The organism is Paenibacillus mesotrionivorans, assembly GCF_046098205.1.
Taxonomy (GTDB): Bacteria; Bacillota; Bacilli; order Paenibacillales; family NBRC-103111; genus Paenibacillus_AR; species Paenibacillus_AR mesotrionivorans.
Genome location: NZ_JBJURJ010000027.1, coordinates 33,219 through 57,633 on the forward strand (window position 1 = coordinate 33,219; position 24,415 = coordinate 57,633).

At 46.1% G+C, this 24,415-nt stretch carries 20 protein-coding genes, 1 tRNA gene and 1 pseudogene; 5 read left to right on the forward strand and 17 right to left on the reverse strand.

Annotation, left to right across the window (positions count from 1 at the left end; all coding sequences use genetic code 11):
- The first annotated feature begins 33 nt into the window (after positions 1-33).
- The 3 genes from ACI1P1_RS28285 (at position 34) to ACI1P1_RS28295 (ending at position 3,148) form a co-directional block, all read left to right on the forward strand.
- Positions 34-762, forward strand: a complete 729-nt coding sequence (locus ACI1P1_RS28285) for a LytR/AlgR family response regulator transcription factor (protein WP_416219930.1) — start codon at positions 34-36, stop codon at positions 760-762.
- The gene (locus tag ACI1P1_RS28290) at positions 763-2,025 is read left to right on the forward strand and encodes a sensor histidine kinase (RefSeq protein ID WP_416219931.1); all 1,263 of its coding nucleotides are present in this window, start codon (positions 763-765) and stop codon (positions 2,023-2,025) included. It begins immediately after the preceding gene.
- A 166-nt stretch (positions 2,026-2,191) separates the two neighbouring features.
- The gene (locus ACI1P1_RS28295; protein ID WP_416219932.1) at positions 2,192-3,148 is read left to right on the forward strand and encodes a MerR family transcriptional regulator; all 957 of its coding nucleotides are present in this window, start codon (positions 2,192-2,194) and stop codon (positions 3,146-3,148) included.
- 51 nt (positions 3,149-3,199) lie between these two features.
- On the opposite strand, the gene ACI1P1_RS28300 is transcribed toward ACI1P1_RS28295, so the two are convergent.
- The 9 genes from ACI1P1_RS28300 to ACI1P1_RS28340 form a co-directional block, all read right to left on the reverse strand.
- Positions 3,200-3,562 carry a winged helix-turn-helix transcriptional regulator gene (locus ACI1P1_RS28300; RefSeq protein WP_416219933.1) on the reverse strand — a complete coding sequence of 121 codons (363 nt, stop codon included), beginning with the start codon at positions 3,560-3,562 and terminating at the stop codon, positions 3,200-3,202.
- Positions 3,563-3,717: 155 nt separating this feature from the next.
- Positions 3,718-4,281 (reverse strand): 6-phospho-3-hexuloisomerase, encoded by a 564-nt coding sequence (gene hxlB / locus ACI1P1_RS28305; protein ID WP_416219934.1) that lies wholly within the window; start codon positions 4,279-4,281, stop codon positions 3,718-3,720.
- 5 nt (positions 4,282-4,286) lie between these two features.
- Positions 4,287-4,919: a 3-hexulose-6-phosphate synthase gene (gene hxlA, locus ACI1P1_RS28310; protein WP_416219935.1), complete on the reverse strand. Its 633-nt coding sequence runs from the start codon at positions 4,917-4,919 to the stop codon at positions 4,287-4,289.
- A gap of 191 nt (positions 4,920-5,110) precedes the next feature.
- The gene (locus ACI1P1_RS28315; protein ID WP_416219936.1) at positions 5,111-6,109 is read right to left on the reverse strand and encodes a DUF3231 family protein; all 999 of its coding nucleotides are present in this window, start codon (positions 6,107-6,109) and stop codon (positions 5,111-5,113) included.
- Between the two features lie 227 nt (positions 6,110-6,336).
- Positions 6,337-6,903, reverse strand: a complete 567-nt coding sequence (locus tag ACI1P1_RS28320; protein ID WP_416219937.1) for a DUF4256 domain-containing protein — start codon at positions 6,901-6,903, stop codon at positions 6,337-6,339.
- Between the two features lie 88 nt (positions 6,904-6,991).
- Positions 6,992-7,420 (reverse strand): hypothetical protein, encoded by a 429-nt coding sequence (locus ACI1P1_RS28325; protein ID WP_416219938.1) that lies wholly within the window; start codon positions 7,418-7,420, stop codon positions 6,992-6,994.
- Positions 7,404-7,877 (reverse strand): MerR family transcriptional regulator, encoded by a 474-nt coding sequence (locus ACI1P1_RS28330; RefSeq protein WP_416219939.1) that lies wholly within the window; start codon positions 7,875-7,877, stop codon positions 7,404-7,406. The genes ACI1P1_RS28325 and ACI1P1_RS28330 overlap by 17 nt, the downstream gene beginning before the upstream one ends.
- A 486-nt stretch (positions 7,878-8,363) precedes the next feature.
- Positions 8,364-8,732: a hypothetical protein gene (locus ACI1P1_RS28335; protein WP_416219940.1), complete on the reverse strand. Its 369-nt coding sequence runs from the start codon at positions 8,730-8,732 to the stop codon at positions 8,364-8,366.
- Complete coding sequence (locus ACI1P1_RS28340) at positions 8,729-9,553, reverse strand: GGDEF domain-containing protein (RefSeq protein WP_416219942.1); 825 nt, start codon at positions 9,551-9,553, stop codon at positions 8,729-8,731. The genes ACI1P1_RS28335 and ACI1P1_RS28340 overlap by 4 nt, the downstream gene beginning before the upstream one ends.
- 248 nt (positions 9,554-9,801) lie before the next feature.
- Between ACI1P1_RS28340 and ACI1P1_RS28345 the strand changes: the two genes are divergently transcribed.
- Together ACI1P1_RS28345 and ACI1P1_RS28350 are read left to right on the forward strand one after the other, a co-directional pair.
- Entirely contained in the window at positions 9,802-10,539 is a 738-nt protein-coding gene (locus tag ACI1P1_RS28345) for a LytR/AlgR family response regulator transcription factor (protein WP_416219943.1), read from the forward strand.
- A 92-nt stretch (positions 10,540-10,631) separates the two neighbouring features.
- Complete coding sequence (locus ACI1P1_RS28350) at positions 10,632-11,924, forward strand: sensor histidine kinase (protein ID WP_416219944.1); 1,293 nt, start codon at positions 10,632-10,634, stop codon at positions 11,922-11,924.
- Here ACI1P1_RS28350 and ACI1P1_RS28355 read toward each other — a convergent pair.
- From ACI1P1_RS28355 to ACI1P1_RS28390, 8 genes and pseudogenes are all read right to left on the reverse strand, one after another.
- A complete protein-coding gene (locus ACI1P1_RS28355; protein WP_416219945.1) occupies positions 11,896-12,333 on the reverse strand; it encodes a hypothetical protein in 438 nt (145 codons plus the stop codon). The two genes, ACI1P1_RS28350 and ACI1P1_RS28355, sit on opposite strands and share 29 nt — an antisense overlap.
- A gap of 155 nt (positions 12,334-12,488) precedes the next feature.
- A complete protein-coding gene (locus ACI1P1_RS28360; RefSeq protein WP_416219946.1) occupies positions 12,489-13,136 on the reverse strand; it encodes a hypothetical protein in 648 nt (215 codons plus the stop codon).
- Positions 13,137-13,336: 200 nt separating this feature from the next.
- Positions 13,337-13,676: pseudogene (locus tag ACI1P1_RS28365) on the reverse strand (DUF600 domain-containing protein).
- Positions 13,673-14,026: a hypothetical protein gene (locus ACI1P1_RS28370; protein ID WP_416219947.1), complete on the reverse strand. Its 354-nt coding sequence runs from the start codon at positions 14,024-14,026 to the stop codon at positions 13,673-13,675. The pseudogene ACI1P1_RS28365 and the gene ACI1P1_RS28370 overlap by 4 nt, the downstream one beginning before the upstream one ends.
- A gap of 583 nt (positions 14,027-14,609) precedes the next feature.
- Positions 14,610-19,169, reverse strand: a complete 4,560-nt coding sequence (locus ACI1P1_RS28375) for a hypothetical protein (protein ID WP_416219948.1) — start codon at positions 19,167-19,169, stop codon at positions 14,610-14,612.
- 959 nt (positions 19,170-20,128) lie between these two features.
- Positions 20,129-20,201: transfer RNA gene (locus ACI1P1_RS28380), tRNA-Ala, on the reverse strand.
- Between the two features lie 470 nt (positions 20,202-20,671).
- Positions 20,672-22,342 (reverse strand): beta-N-acetylhexosaminidase, encoded by a 1,671-nt coding sequence (gene nagZ / locus ACI1P1_RS28385; RefSeq protein ID WP_416219949.1) that lies wholly within the window; start codon positions 22,340-22,342, stop codon positions 20,672-20,674.
- Positions 22,343-22,461: 119 nt separating this feature from the next.
- On the reverse strand, positions 22,462-24,084 hold the full coding sequence (locus ACI1P1_RS28390; RefSeq protein WP_416219950.1) for a response regulator transcription factor: 1,623 nt from the start codon (positions 24,082-24,084) through the stop codon (positions 22,462-22,464).
- Positions 24,085-24,415: the final 331 nt, after the last annotated feature.

The following is a 24,415-nucleotide window of genomic DNA, read 5'->3' on the forward strand; positions in this document are numbered from 1 at the left end:
TTACTTCTGAAGTATTGGGTAGGAGGGCCCGGTATGCTGCATATTGCGATTTGCGAGGATGACCGAAGGGAAGCCGCATACCTCCGCAAGCTGCTCGAGCAATTTGCCGCCAGCAGCGGTGTGGAGCTGTCCTGCACAATATACGAATCGGGCTTCGCGCTTGCTGATGCTGCAGAACGCCGCCCCGCCTTTGATATTATTCTTCTGGACGTAATGATGCCCGGCTTAAACGGCTTGGAGACGGCAGCCGAAATCAGGCGGGGGAACGATCATGTGAAAATCATCTTTCTGACCTCCAGCTCCGAATTTGCAGTGGCCAGTTACGCCGTTGATGCGTACTTCTATATGCTAAAGCCTCTCTGCGAGAATACCTTCTTCCGCATCATGAACAAGGCCTGCAAGGAAATTCAGGCAGAGCGCTCCAGCAGCATTGTGGTCCATAACCACAGAAGTATCGCCAGGCTATTTATTGCGGAGCTTGCCTATTGTGAGATTATCAACAAAACCATATACTACCACCTGGCCACGGGCGGGGTCCTGGATGGGCCGGGCAGCATGTCCGAGCTGGAGCAAAAGCTGTCGCCTTACCCCTTTATTGTCAAGATACACCGGTCATACATGGTCAATCTAAGGCATGTACAATCCTTAACCGGCAAGGAAATCACCATGATGACAAAGGATATCCTTCCGCTTTCACGCGGCCGTTTCGATTCCATTAAGCGGGCGTTTCTTTCCCTGCCCTTTGAGGGGGGGCATGCCTGAATGCTTGCTGCAGTGGAACAGATCAACTATCTGACCGTGCTGCTGTTCGGTGTGGTGTTATCCGTTGCTTTCTCCGGTGTTGATCACAACAAAAAAAACCGGATCGCGGTTCTGCTCCTCTTCCTCCTGCTTACGCTCATTCAGGCGGTTTTTTATCATACATGGGGACTGGAGCGGACAAAAGAGCTTTATCCGCTCATTACCCATCTGCCGCTGATTATGGCTCTGGCTGTCTATTTCAAGAAACCCTGGGTGCTGTCTGCCGTTTCCGTGTTATCCGCCTATCTCTGCTGCCAGGCCCGGCGCTGTTTCGGAACAATAACGCTTTTACTCTTTCATGATATGACCGTAAATTATGCGGTACAAATCGCGATGACGCTCCCTCTCCTGATCATTCTGATCCGTTATGTTGCCCCACAGATGCGGAAGCTAATGTGCAACCCCCACCGTTCCGTGCTTTTTTTTGCCGTAGTGCCGACCGCTTATTATCTGTTTGATTATATTACGACCGTATACACCGATATCCTGCATAACGAAATCTTCGTTACGGTAGAGTTTATGCCCTCCGTTATGGCCGTTTGTTATTATTTGTTTGTGGTGATACATACCAACGAAATGCAAAACCGGCACGAGCTTGAGAAGGAGCGCCAGATTCTCTCCGTTTTGGCCAATCAAGGACTGATGGAGCTGGAGAGTCTGCGCCGCTCACAGCTGCAGGCTGCCGTCTATCATCATGATCTGCGCCATCACCTCCAATTTGTGGATGCTTGTCTCCAGAACGGCAAGCTGGAGGAGGCCCGCGCTTACATTGAGGAAGCCAGCAGTGAGATTGAACGGAATTCCATCATCCGGTACTGTGAGAATGAAACCGTCAATCTGATCCTATCCTCCTACGCGACAAAGGCAAAAAAAGCCAATATCAAGCTAATCTGCAAAGCGGACCTGGCCCCGGATATCGGCGTTCACGCAACGGACCTGTGTGTCATTTTGGCCAATGGGCTGGAGAATGCCCTGCGCGCCTGCGAGCAGGTAAACGGAGAACGGTTTGTTTCACTGGTTGCCCACCGGCAGATGTCCAGAGTCTTCCTGCAGATTCAGAACTCCTATAACGGACAGATTCTTTTTGCAAACGGACTCCCGGTCAGACCGGAAATCGAGCAAGGTTTTGGCGTCAAAAGTATGGTAATGACCATCGAGAAGCTGGGCGGACTCTGCGATTTCTTCGCCGAAAACGGAGTGTTCACCATGCGGGCTTCTATGTAGGCAGTGATCACAAACAAAGCACATGTATCCACGATTAGGATGGTGTGAGGTTGGACAAACAATCGGTTTATGAAACCAACAGCCGAACCGTTAAGCCTTTGACTCTGCCTTTGGGGAAGCTATTATAATGATGGCATATCGCCAAGGTTAGGGAGGAGATTGGATCATGGACAGTTTCTTGAAAATCCGGGAGGTTTCCGCTAAATACGATATTACGTCCCGGACTCTCCGTTATTATGAGGACATGGGCCTTATCAGCAGCGTACGAAGTGACGAGTATGCGTACAGAATGTATGACGAAGCCGCCATGAAAAGGCTGGAGCAAATTCTTATCCTGCGCAAGCTCAATATCAGCATACGGGATATCCAGTCCATTTTCAGCGCGTCCGGCTCAAGTGTAGTGTTGGAGGTCCTCAGTAAGAAGGTGGAGCATATAGACGATGAGGTGGCGCTATTACACGAACTAAAGGAGATTGTACTGGCATTTATCCATCAAATCGAACAAATGGACTTCAGCTCCGATTCGGATGTGCGGTTGATTTACGATAAAGCGAAGGATATCGAATCCCGGTTAACCCACGTGGACTATATCGGCAAACCGTCGAACATGAACCGGCTCCTGGAAGTGACAGAACTGCTGGAGAAAAAGCCGGACGTAAGATTGGTGGCTTTACCTGCGTGCAGAATGGTCACCTCCGGAGTGAAGACGGGAGAAAACCACGAGAGGTTCGAAGCCATGTGGACGAGTCTAGACGACAAACGCATTGACCGGTTTTATCCCAGGGATTTCATGTTCCATGATCAAGAAAGCGGCAGTCCGGTTTGGTATTACGCCATTGAGGATTGGGTGACTGAAGCGGATACGGAGGGTTTTGCAATCATCGGATTCGAAGGTGGGCTTTATGCCACCTCGATTGTGCATGACTTCGACGTCAATGAAGTGATGAAGGTGTACAATGGCATCAAGGAATGGCTCGCCCAACATGATAACTTGACTTACGATGAACGGCCCGGGCATCCGGTTATGTTTCATGTAACCAGACCCGATACTTACGGGCTCTTAGGCTACAGACAGGTGGAATATTTTTTCCCGGTAAAGCCCATTTACTGTTCGCTTGAATAGCCGGTGATCACACAAAAACGCCCTCCCGTTCAAGGGGGGGCTATAATTCTACTACTCTTCTATTTTCCAGATTACATTTTCTCCGTAATTCTTGCCCCAATCGTACATCGCCCGCAATAAGGGCATCAAGCTTTGACCATATTCCGAGAGGGAATATTCCACCCGCGGCGGCACCTCGGCATATATCTTGCGCTGGATCAGCTGGTCTTCCTCCAGCTCACGCAGCTGGTTGGTCAATATTTTTTGGGTTACGTGGGGGATCAGACGCTTCAGCTCGCTGAACCGTTTGGTGCCTTCCAGCCCAAGATGCCATAATATGATGAGCTTCCATTTGCCGCCTATTACAGCAAGAGTCAACTCCTTCTCGCAGTTGATTTCCTTCAAATTGATGCGTTCCTTCACCTCGGCGGCCATGAACCAGGTCTCCCCTCATCATTTTTTTCGGACGAATCTAGGATATCTCTTCATACTACACTACAGCAGGCCGCAGATGCAAAAAGGATCTATCAACCATATATGTACAAAAAGACCGGAATCCTGATGAATCAGAATCCCGGTCCTCGCTTCGCTTATTCCAGGTTGGCATGTCTGCTGAACATGTCCGAACCGGAGACGCCTTTCTTATCCATCAACAGTAACACCAGGGTGTCCAGCCCCAATAAGAGACCTTGCTCGAACAGCGAACCCATAGGCTGGATGGTAAACGCTGCGCGGGAAGAAGCGGTATCCTCCTTCACCGATGCCGGGATTCGAACGGTAACACCCGCCAATTGCCCGATGGAGGATTGGGGCTTAATTGTAACCAGCCCAATCCTTGCTCCTACGCTTGCAGCTTTTTTGGCCATCAGCAGCAAACTTCCCGTTTCACCCGACCCCGAGCACAGCAGCAGCATATCCTTCGGGCCAATTCCCGGAGTAACCGTCTCCCCCGCCGTATAGGCGTGCAATCCCATTTGCATCAGCCGCATAGTAAATGCCTTGCCCATCAAACCGGAACGGCCTGCCCCGGCAACGAATATTTTCTCGGACTGGAGAATCTGTTCAGCCATAGCCTGCATGTCCACGTTGTCGAGTTGGCTGAGTGTCAGCTCCAGCTCCTTCAAGATATGTGCTGCATATTGTCTGCCTCTCATGCCGCTTACCCTTGTTTGATCAGCCGCTGAATTTCGGAAGCGACTGCAGCCTTATCCGCCGCTCCGGTAATTCCGCCGCCCACAATAACCAGATCCGGGTTGGCCTTGATCACCTCAGACAGGGTCTCCAGCTTGATGCCGCCGGCAATGGCTGTTTTCGCATGGGTCACCGCCCGTTTGATGGTTTGCAGATCCTCGAATGGGTTTTCTCCGGCAGCCTGCTGGTCATATCCCGTGTGAACACAAATATAATCCACGCCCAGCGCATCCACCTCACGTGCACGCTTCTCCAGATCCGCCACGTTTATCATATCCACCAAAATTTTCTTATTTTGCTTCTTGGCTTCCTCAACAGCACCTTTGATGGTCATATCATTGGCAGCACCCAGGACTGTGACCAGATCCGCTCCCGCCTCAGCCGCCTTCATGATTTCATAGCCGCCTGCATCCATGATTTTCAGATCAGCCAGCACCTCCAGATGCGGGAAGGCTTCTTTCATTGCTTTTACCGCATGAAGACCTTCGTTAATTACAATAGGTGTGCCGATTTCCACGATGTCCACATAGGGTTCCACCTCTTTTACGAGAGTGATTCCGTCCGGGATATTAACCAGATCCAATGCCAGCTGCAATTTCATATGAGTAGTCTCCTTTGTTGTTGGATTGTGAAGGGAATAGCCCGCTTTACTCCATTATTGTAGAGTCGAACCTTCCGGTGGGGAAGTACGCACTTTGAAGTGGTGTAGTTACGTGGACGAAACTATTGGGTATTTCCTGCACAAAAAAACCTCCCTTTAGGGGAGGCGCAGATTATTATCTAAGGTTTTACCTACTCCATCAAACGGTCCCGGTCCTCGGCCATGGGAGGTTTTTCGAACCAGCCTTTTTCCAGCATGAGCTCCGCTCCATCCTCTGAATATAACAATTGCTCGCCGATAAGCTTTAGGTATTGGGCAGATAGATCCCTTCTCATACACACGGCCTGTCCCGCCCCATAAAAACCGACGGCCGCCGACGATAAAAAAGCGGTGTGAAACATAATGAGCTTATCCGAAAATGGGGATGTCGTCGAATTGGTAACCATGGATTCCCAGGAAATCGGGAAATTCAGGTTACTCTCCATGAAAAAATTGTTGAATGCCTCTGTCACTTTGGTGGAGAGCTCCAAGCCTCTTTGCAAATACATTCTCAGCTTCTTATCATGGGCGACCTGGGCGAATGCCATGGATATGGCTTTGCTCAAATAAGTCTTGTTCATGTTAAAGGTGATATTGCTGATTTCTATGGCTGTTAAGGGTCTGCGCTTTCCAAGCCAGCCTGTCATGAAGGTTTTCTCCGCCAATTCGGGGAATTCCGGAGAGTAGATGTATGGAGGCCGTGTATACAGTCCCTTAGCGAGAGCCAAATCCATAATGGCATTATATAATGCAATCGTTTCATTCAGACAATCAGTATAATACCGGCGCATATCCGCCCGGCAGGATACCTGGAGAGAAACGGCATAGCCGGTCATTCCGTGGTACGACATGATGAGCATATAGTTTAGAAAAAAACTGTCCAAAAATAACCGCGGCGCTTTAATATTGACATCCTGCTCCGTAAAACCTATTGGAATGGGAAATTTTTCAGTGGTCAGAATTTGTTTTATGCTCAGTACATGGCTTTCGGATAAGCCCAGAGCGATTTTATATATCTCTTTGATTTCTTGATCAAGAATGATCTCCAATGCATATTTACTGAAGCAGATCGACATGGAATCATTCATAAATTGAGCCCACAATGCGGCAATCTCTGTTGAGGTTAGGATGGTGTTCAAATCATGATCCATTTCGGAAAAGACCTCCATTGTCCGGGCAATTTAGTCTGCCTCACAATTCCCACTCACGGCATTCTACAACATTAAGATGGTTCCGTTATAGCTAAATTATTCATAAAATTGGAAAACCACACTTAACATTTTGAACAAGGCGTACAGGGGTACGGTACATTTCTCCGCAAGAAACCCGGCTGCTCAAGGCAACCGGGTTGGGATGGGACTATTGGATCCACGCAAATTTATATCCGCAGCGAGCCACGGAAGCCTCTGGCCCCATAGTAGGAGTCAGCCCCGTTATGGTAGAAGAAGACTTGTCCGTACCGGTAATCGCCGAAAAGTGCTCCGCCCAGCTTCCTCATCTCGGGAGGGGTCTTGACCCAGCTGGAGGTTTTGGCATCGAACCTGCCCAGCTTCTGCAGCTCACGGAACTGGTCTTCCGTCAGGATCTCGATCCCCATATCTGCAGCCATTCCCATAGCACTATTTTCCGGTTTGTTTTGCTTCCGGGCGTTCAGGGCTTCGTGGTCATAACACACACTTCTCCGTCCAGTGGGGCTCTCCGGCGAACAGTCCATGAAGATCAACTCATCTGCAGCCTCATCGTACCCAACCACATCCGGTTCGCCGCCGGTCCTCTCCATTTCATGGAGTGACCAGAGCTTGCCGTCAGCCGCTTCCAGCTTACGCTGTACATCGGCCCATTCCAGCCCTTCGTGACGGTTCAGGTTTTTCTCAAACCGGACTTTAAGGATACCTAACAGCTCTTCCTGCTGCTCAGCGGACAACGCCTTCTTTTCATTCGTCACGATAATCCCTCCGTTTGTAAGCTTCTTATATGTTCTGCATCACAGCCGAAACCATACGGATTTACACAAAAATTCCAGCCCTGCCTCATCATCCTCTGCCAGACTGGGGAGGATTGCCTCTCCTTTTTATACCCATAAGAAGAAGAATCATATAAATGATAATGGCCATAGAATCCAATAACGTACCGCCCAGCGCCGAAGCATCTAGAATGATGGTTACACCGAGAATAACCAGCAGCCGGACAAGCAGAATCGAAGCGATAACCCATGCGGCAAAACGGACCTTGGAAGGCTCACGCACCATGGACATCATCAGGAAGGCGATGCCAAAAATCAGATTTTCTGCGGTAATAATATGCCATACATACGTAAACACGATTCGGGTCTGGAGAGATACTGCATCCATATCCAGTTTGGGCAGCTCAACAGACTGTCCGTTCCAGGCATGGGTCACTGCGAACAGAATGGCAAGAATACCAGCGATACAATAGTACGGATTTCTAATCCTCATGGCCATCACATCCCTCCTCCAATATGAGTGGTGCCTTCCCCCGGATATTCTGGTAAATATTCCGTACAGTCTCTGCCAGCCGGCGGTCGCTATCCGGATTCAGGTCCCTTAACGTTTCGGCTGTTGCTTGGAGTAATTCGCTGATGTTTTCCAGGTGCTCGATCTTCTTCCTGGTCTCCGCTTGTTTGGCGTCCAGGAAGGAAGCAAGCTCATCGCAATCAGCAGGGTCAATATGCTGCATTTTATGAAAATGAAACTTACTTTTGATTTCCTCCAGGGTAAAATCCGCGTATTGCAAAATTTGAATGTTCATCAAATCAATCAGGTCTTTCTTAGAATAACGGCGGTAACGGTTCTCCTTACGCGATGGCGATACAATTCCCTTCCGGTCATAATACCGGAGCGTATCCTTCGGAATCTGGAGCAAACGGGAGACCTCTTGAATCGAATAGTGTTTATCCATGCATCAAGAATAACATTGGAGCGCACTTCAATGTCAAGGAACGTTTGTAAAAGTTTTCTAACGAATCTCACGAACCTTATTTCGCGAAAAAGTGGCCGTTTGGAAATCTAACGAAACTGAGCCACGCTATTGCTTACACTGGAGCTCATTTCTACGTCTTTTGCCAGAATAAGGCGTCTCAGATTCATTAGAGCTGGAAGAAGAGCCAAATTGGTGAAATAGCGTGGCTGAGATTCGTTAGAAAACTCATATAGAGAAAGACTCTTTACGTTTAAGATATACCGGCTAAATCCGGCTTCAGTATCCGTCCCGTCAATCTGGTAGTATTTAAACCGTCGTTCCGATTTGGGATAAATCTCGGAGACGATGACAGCCATTATCCTGTAATCCGCCCTCTCAAACAAAGAACTGAATTGGATAACGGATGCGCCTCGTAATACGCTTTATCCTTATACTTCAACAGTTCCCCGAATATATGACCATTTTTCATACTGTGGGCATGGATGAGCAGGACAGGAGACTGAAGAATATTACAGCGGATATCCAAGAAGGGCAGCCCATTCTGATTTTCTTTTTTGTCATAATATCCGCATTCTCGGCATACAGGCTATGGAATTCGGGAAGCATCTCTGTCCCTTGCGCCGGGATAATTCTTTTCGTACTGATCGCAACTGGAGAATTCAAATCCATGATGACGGAATACGGATGAACGATTTGATCATCCATCATTCGCTCCAAATTTGTTATTTGCTTTTTGGACCAGTAGAAATCAAGGAAATAGCAGCTAAGATCAACCGCAGAATATCCGAATATGAGGAGAAGGGCGGGAATAAGAATTTTGTTGGTTTTACTCATAAGGCTTGCCTCTGCTTCATCCGGTACATCTCCATGTCGGCCTGCCGGAGAAGCGCCAAAAAATCATCTTTATGGGAAGGTTGGAGGGTAGAAATTCCATAACTGAAGCTTACCGGGTAAGGTTTTCCCCATGATTCGCCTTGTTCCCGGGCTTTCTCCTTGGCACGTGCCAAAATCTGCTTGGATGTAACGGGTGCACAGTTCCTAAAAACGATCAAAAATTCATCTCCGCCGTAACGACAAAGAATATCCGTATTCCGGATGGAAGTCCGCAGGATATCCGACAGGGCAGTAATGTAATGATCCCCTTCCTCATGGCCCAAACAATCGTTTACCTTTTTTAGACCGTCCAAATCCAGAAAAGCAAGGGTATGTGTTTCACCGCAGGAGGCTTCCAGAAGCGCATCCACATGCAGTAGCCCGCCTCTCCGGTTCAATAGACCGGTTAAGGGATCTGTGACAGCAGAGCAGAACAGCATTCTGCTTTTGTCTTCAGGAACAGTTAAATCACGGACTATATGAAGAAAAACAGGAGAGTTTCCCCACAGGGATAACCGGTCACTAAAAATCCGGAAGCAGGCGGAATGTGCACAATCCATCACATATTCATCTAACGGGTACTCAAGACATACATCGCTTTTCTGTTGGATGAACTGCAAAAGGTACTGCACTTGCGCACTTGTGCTGAGTAGGTTTTCCGCAGAATCCATAAAGCGGCGGGCTGTGGAGTTTACATACAAGAGCGTCCGGTCAACGCCTGTCATAAAAATTAAAATCCGTTGATCATGTTGAAGCTGCCTCAATACTGTTTCATGAACCATCCGCGTCCCCTCGAATTTTCTGATGGAATATCTGATTTCTATTCAAGGATACAGAGAGATGATGGACATAACACAAAATTGTTCCCACTGGAAATAAATCTGCTCCGAATAACACTGCCGGTCTTCATTCGGGACAAAAAAGATGAAATTGGGAACACCCGTTATAGTTAACTCACTTCATCATGTAAACTGCTTGAATAGTTCCCCTTTTCTAATGAAAGGCTAAAAAAGACAAGGTGGTGCGATGAATGATCCATATCTATCTGTGCGATGATAGCCAGTCCTCATTAAACACATATGCAGGGCTAATAAGCGATCTTGCAGCAAAGCACCATATTGAGATTTCCCTTCATTCTTTTTCCAGCGGAGAGGCCTTACTGTTTCACTTATCTGAATGCACTTACAAAGCGGACATCATTTACCTGGACATTCTAATGGAAGCAACCAATGGAATCGAAACAGCCCGAAAGCTGCGCAAGCTGGGCTGTCATGCGGAAATTATATTTTTGACCACAAGTGAAGATTTCGTATTCGAAGCCTTCGATATTGCCCCGGTCCATTATCTGCGCAAGGAATCCACCCCGCGGGATAAGTTCGAGCAGGTTTTCTTGAGAGCCTTGTCTCTGGCAGAGAAGAAGGAGGCGGAGATGTTCTTCTTTGAGTCTTTCGGAGTCAAAAAAGGGGTTTTAATAAAGAGTATTTCTTACTTTGAGGTTTTGAAGCGAGTTTTGACGGTTCATTCCGCCAACGGAGAAACCATGCAATTTTACGGAAAAATGGAGCAGGTAGAAAAACAATTAGCCGACAGGAATTTCCTGCGTATTCATCGTTCGTTTTTAGTCAACATTGCCTATATTGCCAGCTTTATGTCCCAAAATGTGGAGCTTAAAACGGGAGAAACCCTCCCCATCGGAGTCACTTATACTCAATCCTCCAAGAAGGCTTTTTCCGATTACCTGGCCAGCTCCCATCTCTACATGCTTTGACAACCTGATAAAAGAAGGGACGACCGGTCTTGCTCTTCATGATCATGGCATTTTCGGCAATCGGTTTTTATACAATTATCTATATCAAATATATGGATGAGCTTTTTGACCGCATCCGTCCTCATTCCCTGTGGGGGTGGGCAGCCTCCTTGTTTTCTCTTCTCATCTACATCCTTATTACAATCATGGGCTTTCACCGAGTTGGATTACTTATCATGATGGCAGGCATGCTGGTCATTACCCGTTTCTTGTACCGAATGAGCAGAATCCAGATGATATATGCCAGCAGCCTGTATGTATTTGCAGTGTTTAGCAGCAGAGGGATCATAGCCTCTATTTTTTCTCTGGCTCAGCACAAAAGCATTGGGCAGGTACTAACCGAGAGGTATTATTATCTCATTTTATTTTTGGCCGTTATTCTATCCATTGTCATTAATTGGACATTGCGATTCAAGCTTGCTCCCGACGACCTAAGCAAACATCTGGTAAACAACCCTTCACAATTGCTGATTGTAGCTATTTTCCTTCTTACTCAAATCTTCTATTTGCTTCTTATTAATAATGGACGTTTTCTTACAATGCCAGGGAGCTGGTTCTCTGTTCTTTATTTGGCATCGTGCCTGATCAGCAAAGCGGGATTCGTCTTTATTATTTACCACACTCTGAAGGTGTCCATCCTGCTTCAATACGAACACCAAACCTTGCTTTTGCAGGAGCAATTAAACAGACAAATAAACCACTACCGTGCCTATCAGGATTTCACCAAAAGCTTCCGTGTGTTCCGGCATGATTTTATCCAGATGATGAGTGGTGTCAAGTCCCTCCTTCAGGGCGGTGAACAAGAGAAAGCGGTCCGGCTTATGGACGAAATCTACGATACCATGCGGAATAATGTCCGCATTCATAACATGTATGCTAACCACATGCTGCTAGATGCGATCCTGCAGGATACGGCCAATATCTGCAAAAACAAAGAAATTGAGTTCACGGCCACCCTCCATCTTCCAGACCAGCTGCCCCTCGGTGATTTGGAGACCATCCGGATATTCACAAACCTGTTAGCCAACAGTGTGGAAGCATGTACCAATATGGAGCCTTCAGCCCAACGTTTTCTTCGGATTAATGGGGCTAGCATCAACGGATGGATGTATGTGGAGATCGTCAACTCCTTTAACGGTCTGCTGAAGCAGGTCAAAGGCAAGCTCGCGACCACGAAGTCCAATAAGGATTTTCATGGTGTGGGGTTGTCTATTGTTGAAGAAATTGTCCAGTCCATAGGCGGTTTTATCCTTATTGATCCCAATGTAGATAAAAAGATGTTTATCGTAAAATTGCATATACCTCTGGATATTGTTCCTAATTATCCGTGTAAGCAGAAGCATTGAGGCTTTCCGGGCCAGAGCGCAGGATGAAAGCACTGACAGTTACATAAAGTGAATAGATAAGCAAGCCGCTTACCGGAGCCGGAATGTTATACACGGAGGCAGAAAGCGGGATAAGAATATTATTGCTGCTCGTAGGAGAGCCGGTATAGCTGGTTATAGATTGATAAACAATCGGATCTGTTGAAAGCGTACCGTTCACCAGCGTTAGTGTGATTGTTACGTCGGAAGTAATGCCTAATTGCGCGCCTATTACACCGTCAAATTGAATGCGGATTATTCCCGGGGTTGACTGTGGCACATTCAGCCCAACCTGTCCGGCTAGCACGGGGTCTCCTACAGGAAACGGATCGGGACTTAAATCAGTAGTGCTTAATCCCATTGAGGTTCTTGCATCTATAAGTCTTGTCATTCTATGCTCCAACTCCTCTATTTTAAGATCCTACAACATATGCTTGTGCAAAAATTGTGCTTATGCGCATATCCAATTGAGGAGGATAAAACTCACAGCCGCATAAAAGCAAGACCCCCCATTTTCATGAGAGGTCTTGTCTGCCGCGGTACTAATTAAAGAATAAATACAAGAGCAATCATCATATAAGAGTACCGGATATTCTTTTGGAGCAATATGTATACCAGGCCATATAGAAGGGACATAAAAACCGCATATACCCCTGTCATTGTGCCTTGAAGCAAAATATGTATAAGCCCCCAGGTAAGCGCAAGAAAGATCCCGCCATAGGGCAGGCTGCCTTTTTTAAACAGCGTTTCCCCGAACTTTTGTCCGAAAGCAATGGTCAGCAGAATCAAAGCCGCTTCAAACAAATAATAGATATTCTGAAAAATGAAAGTAACGATACCCTTATACTCCTGAACAGGCTTAAACCCGCCCCAAGCAACCGTCGTGACGATAATGGCAATAAGGGACACAACAACCGCAAGCAGCCAGCGTTTGGAGTCCGGCACATCGTTTAACCTCATGATATCAAAAGCGTATTTCTTCTTGGAAAGCCTTATCAAAAATAGAGCCATACTCCCCCATAATAGACAAGTGAGCGTCCAGTGGATACAGTGGTGCACGAGGGTATATTCCGAGCCCTTCACTCCCACTATCATCGGCAGCAGCATGGACAATACCACCTCTAGACCAAAGCCTGCAAAAGCATATAACCCTAAAGCCAGATAATCACTTGCCCCAACTTTCGTTTCCTTCATTGGTATCCTCCAGTAAACATAGTTAATAAATAGCATTTTTCTTCCCTTGTAGAAGGTTCGACGCCAACTCTTTCTCCTCCTTTTTTTTCATATCCACTTATTTGCTTTAGCTCAATACAATATAAAAAGCCGCTAAACACACAGCAGGAAACACATGTGTTAACGGCCTTTTTATTAGCGGTGGCATTCATTCTAATCCATTAGAGGGATTTGCTTTGGATCTCCTCAAACCATTCATCCGCAATATGGTTGGCTGTTTTCATGTCATCATGAGTATAAACCAGTTCATATTGATACTCGGCCCGAAGCTTGCCGCTCCCAACATCATAGATTAACTTCATCTGTGTTGGCCAAAGCAACATTCACTTTATGACACTCTACATACCTATTATGAATGCGAAAAAAGAAGCTGCCGGAAATCACACTTTCTTCACACGAAGCAATAACATACACCTTGTCTGCCCGATTCTCCACATACTCCATACAAATGGATATCATATCTGCATGCACATCACTGCATTTATCTACAAAATCATTCATCCGATTTCCCCCTGTATACATAGATTTTCTATTTCTTCGATTATACCCCAATCAATGGATTCTTCCAGCTCCTGATCTATCTCCTCCAATAATTGAAACCCCTGCTGCTCGATTCCTGCGTCAGGCCCCATGAGAGCAACATACCGTTTCTTAAACTGGATGAACCAATAATACATACTATAGTAAATACTTGATTTATTCTCGGGAAGAGTATGTACGCTCAGCCTTAGAAATGAAAACCGTGCAAACCATTCATTCAGGACACTATCTTCAATAGTGGCATTGTATAATGCCCGCAGCTCCTCATCAGAAATGAACTGCCTGATTTCATCTTCTTTTAAAAGCTTCATTATGTTTCCCACATCTCCTTAGTGAAGCATTTGCAGGTATTGGGCCTCTATAATGGATTCATCCGGCATCTTCATGCAAACAATGAAGAAATTTACAACTATCGCATGTCAAAAATACATAGTCTCCCTGTTTGGCTCCGTTGCTTCCATACGAGGAGTCTTACCGCCAGAGTCATCCTCGTACTCTGTAGCAAATATGCATGAAGAGCCACCCTATTACAAAAGACTGACTCTTGTGCTGCTATTTATGGAGTCTAGGGGCAGTCCACTGACGCTCCTTGCGCGTGGGCTAGCCCCTTGGCCTCATCGCTGCCAGCGATGGGTTCTACCGCCGTGGTCGGTTTCACAGCCCCAAAATTACGGACACTTGAGTTCACTTCTGCGAACAACTACATGGAGAAACTCAGATTACGTAAATTTTTTGTGGTTTTTAGAATTGTCCAAATAATGTTCTTGTTAAAGTAGCATATTGATAGCAGTTTTATGCCGCGCCATCTGTCACAAACTCGTTATGCTACTCAACTCAAATAAGAAATGCAAAGAAATGAATACCCCTTTCTAGACATAGGACCGGAATCACGCATCATCTTTCCATCATTTCTTTACTCAATCTTCTAATTGGCCCGATTTGCTTCTCAAACATTAAATCCCATATATCTAGACATTCTTGTGCTATTCTCTTTAATTCAGGTATTGTTGATCCACAGGTTTCATCATACAATCCAATTATTAGTTTAGCAATTTCTTCTTGTATTCCCCAAACAGACTCATACCTCTCAATATCATTCTTAATTAAATGCCAACTCATTGACAAAATTACATCCTTGTATTCAATCACTGACTTGGATTCCTTTTCCAGATAATGCACAAATGCATGGAGTGTTCTACGACTTAAATCTGATTTCATCAGCTCTATTAAAAAATCCTTGTCTCTATCTAAACTAATTAGATTATCGTAAAACAATCTTGAAATAGGCATTTCTAGGTCTACTTTGCTTGTTTTAAATCTACGTATAATGTCCTTTGCTAATGAATTATATTCGCTCTTATTAAAATATAACATGACCATATATAGAACCTCTTCAGCCTGCAATTTGCTCATGGTATCTACATTTGTCATTTCATCTACAAATTCATTTTTAAGAATAAACATTTCTGATAGGGAGTGTGCTCCAGTCTTTATTAATTTTTCATCTTCAGAATCGTAAAATTGTTTAATTATGTTTAGTACGCCTTGGCGATATTGAGGATATAATAGAAAAAACATATTTTTGCTATCATGGAACCCTGCTAACCGATAATCTTGTTCATACAGGTAAAAGATCTTTCCAGATGCCCAATCACGATTGATGTTATAAGAAGGCCACAAAGCAAATAGTGACGCCATCCTTACTGCGGGGTTTTCATCCGATATCAATTTCTCAATTGTATTTTTAAACTGTTCAAAAAGATCGCTGTTTTTCCACAAGAAATGGCCAATTGTTCGAGCTGCTCTGCCTCTTATGCAATTTAAAGAATTACTTTGCAACATATCAAAAGTACGCATTTCTTTATCTTCATCATTAGTCACATTCGGTTTTCCAAATTCCGGATCTTTATGCTTGGTCGCAATTTCCTTGATTATATCTAATATCTCCTGCGACCATTCAATGTCTCCCCTATCTTCAATAATCGTACAAATATAACTCGCCCTATGTGAATTGAAATCTATTGGATAGTTCAAAATCATTGCTTCCAATAGTTTTACGCTTACATTTATTAAATTTTTACTATGTGCTACTCCACTAAATAAGGAGTCAATATATATATCCAAAATCACTCCTTTATATGATAGTATCAACTTTATCATTCTATTTGGCTCTTCAGAAACAGCATTATTAAAACTACCGGAAAATGATTCAAACGAACTCTCTATAAATCCTCCTTGAATCTCTCTCCACCCACGATTATGTTTTTTTTCCATTTTATTATTTGTTAAAATGCCAATCCATACCCTGTCGCTAAGTTTTTTCCCAGAGACAGGAGAAGTTATCGACCCACTATGTCCGTTTGAATATTTATATATGCTTTCTATCTTGTCAAATCTTCGTCGTAACACTCGTAATAAATCCTTTGCCTGCTCACTGAGTCGGTGATGAGGAAGGACTTCTAAAATTTCTTTTTGCAGATCTCCCCAAAAACTCCAATAGACTTTATAACCATTTTTCTCGCGATTGATTTCAATTCTTCTTTGATACATTTTCTTAGCTAGCGGTGATATATACCTAATAATTCTTTTTTCCAATAAGTTGAAAACACCTTGTTCACAATGTTCGGAATGTTTAACTATAACCTGTTTAGCTAATAACAGTTCATCGCCATTGCCACTTATTTTTTCAAATAAGGTATTCTCCAAGTCTCTACATAAATATTCAATAATAAAATCGCTGAATGAGGTTGGTAATTTTATCAATGCATCTAATACTATCTCGTTATACAGATCATTGCCCGTTCCCATATATTCTCCATATCGTTCCCAAAATGTTTCGGGATTTAAAACAATCATGGCTGCATTTGCCTTTTTTATAATTTGAATGCATGTTCTTTCGAGACCTATTTTATAAAAATATCTTCCAGACCAATCACTTATTGATGATATTTCGTCATTTGAATTCGGAATATATGGTAATAATAAATTGACAACTTCTAAACCATTTTTAATTAAAAACTCAGAATCTTCATCCAGAAACTCATCTTCATACTTATATATAGTTTTAGAATGCTTATTAAGCTTATTTTCCAACAAAAAAGCCAATATTCGTATTGTCCGCATTTCACAATTCTTAAGCATCGCCTTGAAATCAAGATAATTATCAGCCATTTGAGGATAACGATGATAGAATTCCATCCGCAATTCAAACATTTCATCAGTATCTTGATTAATATCATGTAAAAAACATCGTGAAAAATTGTTATCATCTTCTTGCGATTGAAATGCATATTTTTTAATAAAAGAAATATCTTTCAGTTCATAGTTAGGAGAAATGCTATTTATTAGGTTAAAGACAATTGCCTTCTTCTCAGGATTATCAAACCACCTGTTCAATATGCCGCGGTTCCTGAGCAATCTAATATATTGTGGTTTGGAATACATAACATTATTAATTAAGTACTTACCATATGATTCATCTTCACAATGATCGACTATGTAATTCTGGATATTCTCATCTAGAATATCCAATTGATTTAACATTTCAAAAAAGAGAAATTTTACACTGAATCTAACTTGGTCAGAAGTTAGCATTTGTAGCCCTGCATTAAGAAAATCCTGACTCTCAAATTCAATTAAATTCTGTAAAAGCATCTGAACCTGATATCTTCTACCTGGAGTCTGCTTTTCTTTATTACCAATCACTTCTATTATGTTTTTGTTTTCATAATATTTTATAAGCATTTTTTCAGCTAGAAAGCAATCTAATATAGATTGATGGGCAAATGCAATTGTATTATTTTGTATCAATAGAAAACCACTAGAAGACAAAAAATCTAAACAAGAGGCATTGACACTCAATAAGTTCCTGGGAATACTTATTCGACCCATTTTATCAAAAGATTCTATTATTTTTTCCTTTGTTACATTTATATCTCCTTCACTCAATCCAATTGCAAAACACCTTTTTACTAATTGAATCCACCATTCAGAGACCAAATGATTTGCAGAAGAGCATTCATTATATTCTTTATTCTTGTCTAGTTGTCCCCAAATATATATATTGCTTGGAATCCTCAGTATGTCCTTCAGTTTTCCTGTTAAATAGTCATACCGCTTACCAATAACAACTTTCACAGTTTCGTCATTCAATTCATTAACTTGAATCTTATTCCAATAAATTCCTATTCTTTTCTTATTATCGTTTTTAAACAAAAGTTTAATGTTATTATCATTTTCTAAATCATAAGTTCTACATACGAAAACTAATGAAATTTTATTTTCTCTCTCCAAATTAACCCTGTCTACTTGATCTATTATTTGGGTACATACCATTAAAGCATCCCAGGAATGGGCCTGAGTCCAGCGTAATGCATCTAATTGATCCAGAATAATTACAGCTTTTTCAGTTTTTGAAACGCTATGAATACAATGAACTATTGAAGTGGGCAAGCCTAATTCTTTACCCCATTTCTCTGCAGTTCCAGTCGGAATACGCTTATCCAATTTGATTGCTAGATATGGTATAACTCTTTCACTACAATAGTTTATTATATCCTCAGTACAACCGCTTTTTCCTCTTCCAGCTTTCCCGTGTATTATTAAAGATTCTCCTGATTGTATTGCCGTTCTACATAAGGAAAATTCTTTTCTGTCAATCAGTTCGTTGTTTAGTGGAATAAACGCCGATGTATATTCTCGATTCAACTCTTCTAATCTAGGAACAATTCGCTTATCGGTAGCAAGATTTTTTAGTTTAATTTCTTTTTCATTAAAAAATTGGTATATTACTGATGGATTGATTGCTTTTCCCAAGATATCTCCTTCAATAATCCACGCAACCAAGGTTTCATACATAGCTTCTTCATCACCAAGCAAAAGATAGCTTATTTTTGATAAAATTAATTCTTTTAATTCGCTATCTGGAAATTGATGATATGATATTTTTTTCAAAAAAGAAATACATTTAATTAAGCCCTTCTCTTCCTCGGTATTTATATCCATTGACTTACAAAAATTTTTGAAAAAGCTTTTTAATTCTTGACTGGCATTTTGAATTTGGTGACAGTAGAAATCTTGAGGGTTGTTATTAGTATTCTTTGCTCTACTAACTAGATCTTCCAGTAGCGTGAAAGCTAAGGGAGATACTAACGAAACTGTGTTTGACTCATCCCTCTCTAATTGAAATTTCCAATTGGTAAAGATACCCTTCGCATTAGCTGTTCCGTAATCCCAGTACTCCTTACTCGCATTTCTCCCTTTACATTGTTGAGCTTCTCTGATGTCATTCTTCTTACCAATCCAAATATCGACTCCACGTTCATCATCTCCAAGTGCTTCAAAAATAATATAATCTATCTTTTCTTCAACTACTTGGAGGAGTTGATATATTATCCATCTTATTTCAAATCTATTACCACTTTTATCTGCTCTTCCTCCAATTTCGTATGGCATACTATTCCCCCCAAAAAATAATTTACAACAGTATTTTGTTTTAAATTAAAGTTATTCCGTGTCAGAATATTTGTTTGAAGTAAAATACTAAACACTACTATTATACTGTATTCTGGAACCGATGGATGTAATAAACAAGAATATCTGGATCATCGGGGTAGTCTTCATATTGGACTTATGCTCCAAAGTCATTGCAGTTTTCTCTTCCAACAATAGTTAAAGCATTAAAACAAAAGGAAAACATGTTGGATACAAGTGGTAGGTTCAAAGCATTTCGCATCTCGCCTTTTCAAGACCCACTTCATTAGCTGCAACTCAAAATAAAAGAGCGCTGCCATTTTAGGGTTAACGCTCTTTTATTTTGGATCCTAGGTGCATGTCCCCTGATTGAAATAGCTAATGGCGACTATCGATGAAGCAAAACGCAGCGGTTGATTCAGATGCCGTACTCGTCCGCTAATACTCCCTGCGTGCGTGCGAACCCCTTGCAGGGATCCCCTCCCCCGCCTGCGGCTCCAATAAAAAAGCGTTGACCCCAATGGTCAACGCCCTTTTATTATTGAGCTTAGGTGCATGTCCGAATCTCGATTGAAATGGCTAACGACGACTATTCAACGAAGTAGAATGCAGCAGTTGTTTCAGACGCCGTGCTCGTCCGCTCACGCTCCCTGCGCGCAGGAGAACCCCTTGCAGAGTCCCATCCCTGCCTGCGGCTCCAATAAAAAAGCGTTGACCCCAATGGTCAACGCCCTTTTATTATGGAGCCTAGGTGCATGTCTGAATCTCGATTGAAACGGCTGACGATGATTGTTCGATGATGCAGAGCGCAGCGGTTGATTCAGACGCCGTGCTCGTCCGCTGACGCTCCCTGCGCGCGGGCGAACCCTTGCAGGGGCCCCACCCCCATCTGCGGCTGTAATAAAAAAGCGTTGACCCCAATGGTCAACGCCCTTTTATTATGGAGCCTAGGGGGATCGAACCCCTGACCTCATCGCTGCCAGCGATGCGCTCTCCCAGCTGAGCTAAGGCCCCGTAGCTTCCGGTATGTCTGCCGGACAAGAACTAATTATACCTATGCTTTTTGTAAAACGCAAGAGGGATTTTTAGCGTTTCTGAGCTCTATCTGGTAGGAAAATGCTCATCCGTTCGACCGTTCCGCTGCTGCTTTTTTGCCGGTATTTATTCTAACGGAAGCTACAGCCGCTATATCGCCAATTTGGCCATTCCTTTTTTTCTAACGCCGGCCAGCGCCGCTATTTTGCCCTTTTGCCTAGATTTCTGCTTCAAAAGGAACAAATAACGGCTGCTGCTTCCGTTAGATTTTCAAAAAGGCTATTTTACCGGAAATAGCGGCGCTCACCGCCGTTAGAATCAGCCACGGTCCATAGGCCACCGTCGAAAGTGAAAATTTCGGGTACAAGCGCGGCGTTTCCTACAATTGGGGGTCCTCATCACTCCCCGGTGGATACCACGTCCCGTTGCTACACCCCAGAGTTCACCCATCACTGCAGGCTGTCCATCCCCCAGCCTGCGGGATATTCCGCCGACAGGCTGACGGGCAGCCTGCCCTGCGGCGGCACCCGGCCCGCCAGCACCTTGGCGGCGGCCAACAGCATCGGCGGCCTGTTCTCGTAGCAGGCCGCATACGCATGGACCTGCGGCATCGCCAGCAGGTCATAGGGATTGCGCAGCGCCACAGCCGTGACCGTGGCGCCGGGCAGAGCGGCCAGCGCCTGCACCAGGCTGGCCTGCCCCAGAGCAAAGGCGGCGTTGTACACGCCCGCCACAATCTGCAGGCGGCCGCCTCGCGCCGCCGCCAGCACTGCCGCTTGCTCCGCCGCCGTCGGCTCTGTGCCGATGACCATCTCGCACACATCCGCCACATACGGAGCCAACGCCCACCCCAGGGTGAGCTCCTGGGGAATCACCTCATCCACCTCCGTGCTTCGCCTGACCTCCGGCCAAACCACCAGCGTCGGAGCATCCGCGCGCAGAGGCAGTGCTCCAGGCTCCGCCCGGACCAAAGTGACACAGCGCTCCGCCGTTTCCTCCACCCATCTGCAGCTCGCCTCATCACCAACCAGCCGCACACCGGCCGCTTCCGTCTGCCGCCAGACCTCCTCCCGCCATATCTTGGCCCGAAGGATACGGCCAACAGCCTCATCAATCCGCGCCATGGGCAGCTCACCGCTCTCGACCGCAGTGTACAGCGCCTCCAGCGCCTCCACCTGGCGGTCCTCCCGGTGGCTGACCAGCACCATGTCGGCTCCCGCCGCTACAGCCAACACGGCTCCCCGCCCTACACCAACGGTTTGCGAAATGGCGTTCATCTCCAGACAATCAGTGACGATTACGCCTTTATACCCCAACTCTTTCCGCAGCAGTCCGCCCAGGATGGCAGGCGACAAAGTAGCTGGCACTCCGCCGGGATCACAGGCGGGAAACCGCACATGTGCCGTCATAATTGCATCAACTCCAGCCAGTATAGCACTCCGGAATGGCGGCAGCTCCACCTGCTCCAGCCGCTCCCGGCTATGCGGCACAAGCGGCAGCTCATGATGGGAATCCGCCGCGGTGTCGCCATGACCTGGGAAATGTTTAGCGCAAGCGCTTACACCAACCTCCTGATATCCCCTTGCCGCAGCTGCCCCCAGTGAAGCAACCAACTCCGGATTTTCCCCGAAGGACCGGACACCCACTACCGGGTTAGCCGGATTATTGTTTACATCTACACAAGGGGCAAAGTTGAGATTAATGCCCATTTGGCGCAATTCCACACCGGATATCCGCGCCGCTTCATAAGTAAGCTCCGGTTTGCCGGCCGCGCCCAAGGCCATGTTGCCCGGTGCCAGCGCCACCTCACGGTCAACCCGCGCCACCATCCCGCCCTCTTGATCCACCGCAATCCACAACGGCGGCCCGCCCAGAGCGTCGTTCGCCTCCCGCAGCCTCCTGGATAGCTCCGCCACCTCTGCAGCACGGCCGATATTACGCCGGAAATAGATGATACCTCCCAGCCGGTACTCCCGGATCAAACGGAGAATCCCCTCCGTAGGAGCCGTCCCGTCAAAACCGCACATGACCATTTGCCCAAGCTTTTGCCGAAGCGTCCAATCCGCCCGCTCCCTGCCGGAAGCGGAAGCAGAGGTGTCCTTTTTATCCCCGTTCATCATGATTTACCACATCCTTCCCAGCAAGCCGCAGCGTATTCACATCCGTCAGGCCCATCCTGCCCTCCATGCTTATTCGTTCACACTTTCGAACACTGCCCTCATTCCTTCAATGTTCGCCCTCACATGTTCCTGCTACTGCTCTCCTGGCCAACTGCCTTCCGCGCCTCCCGGTACTCCGAAGGCAGCTCCCCTGTCAGCTTTTGAAACACCTTATTGAAGTACCGCCGTTCCGAATAGCCCACCGCCCGGCAGATTTCCGTGACGCTTTTATCCGTCAGCACCAGCAGGGATTTCGCCATTTCCACCCGCTCTGTAGTCACATATTCCACGAAGGTTACGCCGTACCGCTGCTTGAACAACAGGCTGAAATAACTGGAGCTGATGCCAAGCGCCCCGGCCACCTCATCCACACCAATATCCCGGGACAGATTGCGGTGAATATAATCCTTGGCGGCGTGCATCAACATGTCACCGGATTTTTTGCTCATGGCGGTGGAAAGACTCTCGTCCACAATCCGCTCCACCACCTCCAGCAGATCCTTTACCCGGTCCGCCTGCTCCATTAAGGTCCAAATCTCATGCTCCTGAGACGCAGACAGCACATCCAATCCCCGCATTTCCCGCAGCAAATGGAGCACGATGAAGTAAGCCAGCTTTTCCGCATGGGCCAGGGACTGCCCTGATAATGCTCCCAGCTGCTGATTCACACAAACCAGCTTCTCCCGGACCTGGACCCGGTCACAAATCTTCAGCGCCGACACCAGCTCGGCGATATTCTCCCACAAGGCGCTGCGCCGCGTTTCACTGCCTTCTCCCAATCGGTACACCACCACAGAGCAATCCTGTTCCTCGGCCAGATGAACACTGCGCTGCAAGGACCGGAAAGCCCGGGGCAGCTCCTCCATACCCAGCGTTGCCAGACAAATGCCGAAGGCCAGCTCGATTTTCACATGGGTCCGCACACTCTCCTGCAATTCCTCCGCCAGCCTGCGGCCTTCCGCCTCGCTGATTTCCCCGTCCCCCAGCCGACGCTCCACCAGAATGCACCATTCCCCTTCCCGGGTTTGCAGAACGGCATGGCGGCAGCCCTTCATGGCGAGCGTATCCTTCAGCACATTGCGGATGGCGAAATTCCACAGCTTCCGGTTCTGCTCGGAGGCTAGCCGGTATTGCCGGGCATACTCATGGATATCTGCCAGCAGCATAAAATAGCGCACACGCTCCAGCCCCTCCAGATCATCCCCGACCATGTCATGGGGAATCACCGCGCCGTAATCCATGATCATATCGTACAAAAGCTTCTCATACGCAAGCTCCATCGCCTGCCCGAACATCTGCTCCTCGCTGGTCCGCTCCATCCGGTCCCGCCGGATAGAATCCGCCAGCTTGCCGATAACCCGGGTCAGCTCGTCATAGTCGAAGGGCTTCAGGATGTAATCCTTCACCCCCAGCCGGATTACCGAACGGGCATATTCGAAGTCCTGGTACCCCGTCAGCATCACCACCTCCGCCCGGCAATCCGTTCCCGCCAGCGCTTCCAGGAAGGCGATGCCGTCCATAACCGGCATCCGGATGTCGCAGAGAATCAGGTCAGGATGCAGGAGCTTCACCTGCTCCAAGGCCTGCAGCCCGTTGCCGGCAGTTCCGGCCACCTCGATGTCCATCTCCCGCCATGGCAGCACCTGGCGCAGATTCTCCAGAATTTTCGCCTCATCATCCACCAGTAATGCCTTCAGCCTCATCTTTTCCACCACCTCCAAATATGCCGTCTGCGTCGTATGCCGGGGTTAACCTGGGATATTAGTTAGTCTATTAACGGACCGGAGAGACCCTATTTCGCCAAAACACACACTTCCCCAAATCTAACGGACACAGCAGCGCTTATTCGTTACCTGGAGTGCCGAAAACCAGCAAATGGGTGTGAATAGCAGCGCTGGAGTCCGTTAGTTTGTCAAAAGAGCGGTTTTGCGCCAAATAGCGTCCGTGGGGTCTGTTAGCATAATGCGGGTCGGTGTATTGCCCCTCACACCCCATCCGGCCTGGACCCCACTGTTCGCTTCTACCCTCAAATTG

Bases quoted from the DNA above. Each gene is read 5' to 3' on its own strand.
- ACI1P1_RS28340 (WP_416219942.1), bottom strand. From the start codon at position 9,553: ATGGTTCATGAAACAGTATTGAGGCAGCTTCAACATGATCAACGGATT.
- ACI1P1_RS28390 (WP_416219950.1), bottom strand. From the start codon at position 24,084: ATGAGGCTGAAGGCATTACTGGTGGATGATGAGGCGAAAATTCTGGAG.
- ACI1P1_RS28345 (WP_416219943.1), top strand. From the start codon at position 9,802: ATGATCCATATCTATCTGTGCGATGATAGCCAGTCCTCATTAAACACA.
- ACI1P1_RS28330 (WP_416219939.1), bottom strand. From the start codon at position 7,877: ATGGATAAACACTATTCGATTCAAGAGGTCTCCCGTTTGCTCCAGATT.
- ACI1P1_RS28290 (WP_416219931.1), top strand. From the start codon at position 763: ATGCTTGCTGCAGTGGAACAGATCAACTATCTGACCGTGCTGCTGTTC.
- ACI1P1_RS28360 (WP_416219946.1), bottom strand. From the start codon at position 13,136: ATGAAGGAAACGAAAGTTGGGGCAAGTGATTATCTGGCTTTAGGGTTA.
- ACI1P1_RS28355 (WP_416219945.1), bottom strand. From the start codon at position 12,333: ATGACAAGACTTATAGATGCAAGAACCTCAATGGGATTAAGCACTACT.
- ACI1P1_RS28350 (WP_416219944.1), top strand. From the start codon at position 10,632: ATGGATGAGCTTTTTGACCGCATCCGTCCTCATTCCCTGTGGGGGTGG.
- ACI1P1_RS28375 (WP_416219948.1), bottom strand. From the start codon at position 19,169: ATGCCATACGAAATTGGAGGAAGAGCAGATAAAAGTGGTAATAGATTT.
- ACI1P1_RS28325 (WP_416219938.1), bottom strand. From the start codon at position 7,420: ATGGCCATGAGGATTAGAAATCCGTACTATTGTATCGCTGGTATTCTT.
- ACI1P1_RS28370 (WP_416219947.1), bottom strand. From the start codon at position 14,026: ATGAAGCTTTTAAAAGAAGATGAAATCAGGCAGTTCATTTCTGATGAG.
- hxlA (WP_416219935.1), bottom strand. From the start codon at position 4,919: ATGAAATTGCAGCTGGCATTGGATCTGGTTAATATCCCGGACGGAATC.
- ACI1P1_RS28285 (WP_416219930.1), top strand. From the start codon at position 34: ATGCTGCATATTGCGATTTGCGAGGATGACCGAAGGGAAGCCGCATAC.
- ACI1P1_RS28315 (WP_416219936.1), bottom strand. From the start codon at position 6,109: ATGGATCATGATTTGAACACCATCCTAACCTCAACAGAGATTGCCGCA.
- ACI1P1_RS28300 (WP_416219933.1), bottom strand. From the start codon at position 3,562: ATGGCCGCCGAGGTGAAGGAACGCATCAATTTGAAGGAAATCAACTGC.
- ACI1P1_RS28295 (WP_416219932.1), top strand. From the start codon at position 2,192: ATGGACAGTTTCTTGAAAATCCGGGAGGTTTCCGCTAAATACGATATT.
- nagZ (WP_416219949.1), bottom strand. From the start codon at position 22,342: ATGATGAACGGGGATAAAAAGGACACCTCTGCTTCCGCTTCCGGCAGG.
- hxlB (WP_416219934.1), bottom strand. From the start codon at position 4,281: ATGAGAGGCAGACAATATGCAGCACATATCTTGAAGGAGCTGGAGCTG.
- ACI1P1_RS28335 (WP_416219940.1), bottom strand. From the start codon at position 8,732: ATGAGTAAAACCAACAAAATTCTTATTCCCGCCCTTCTCCTCATATTC.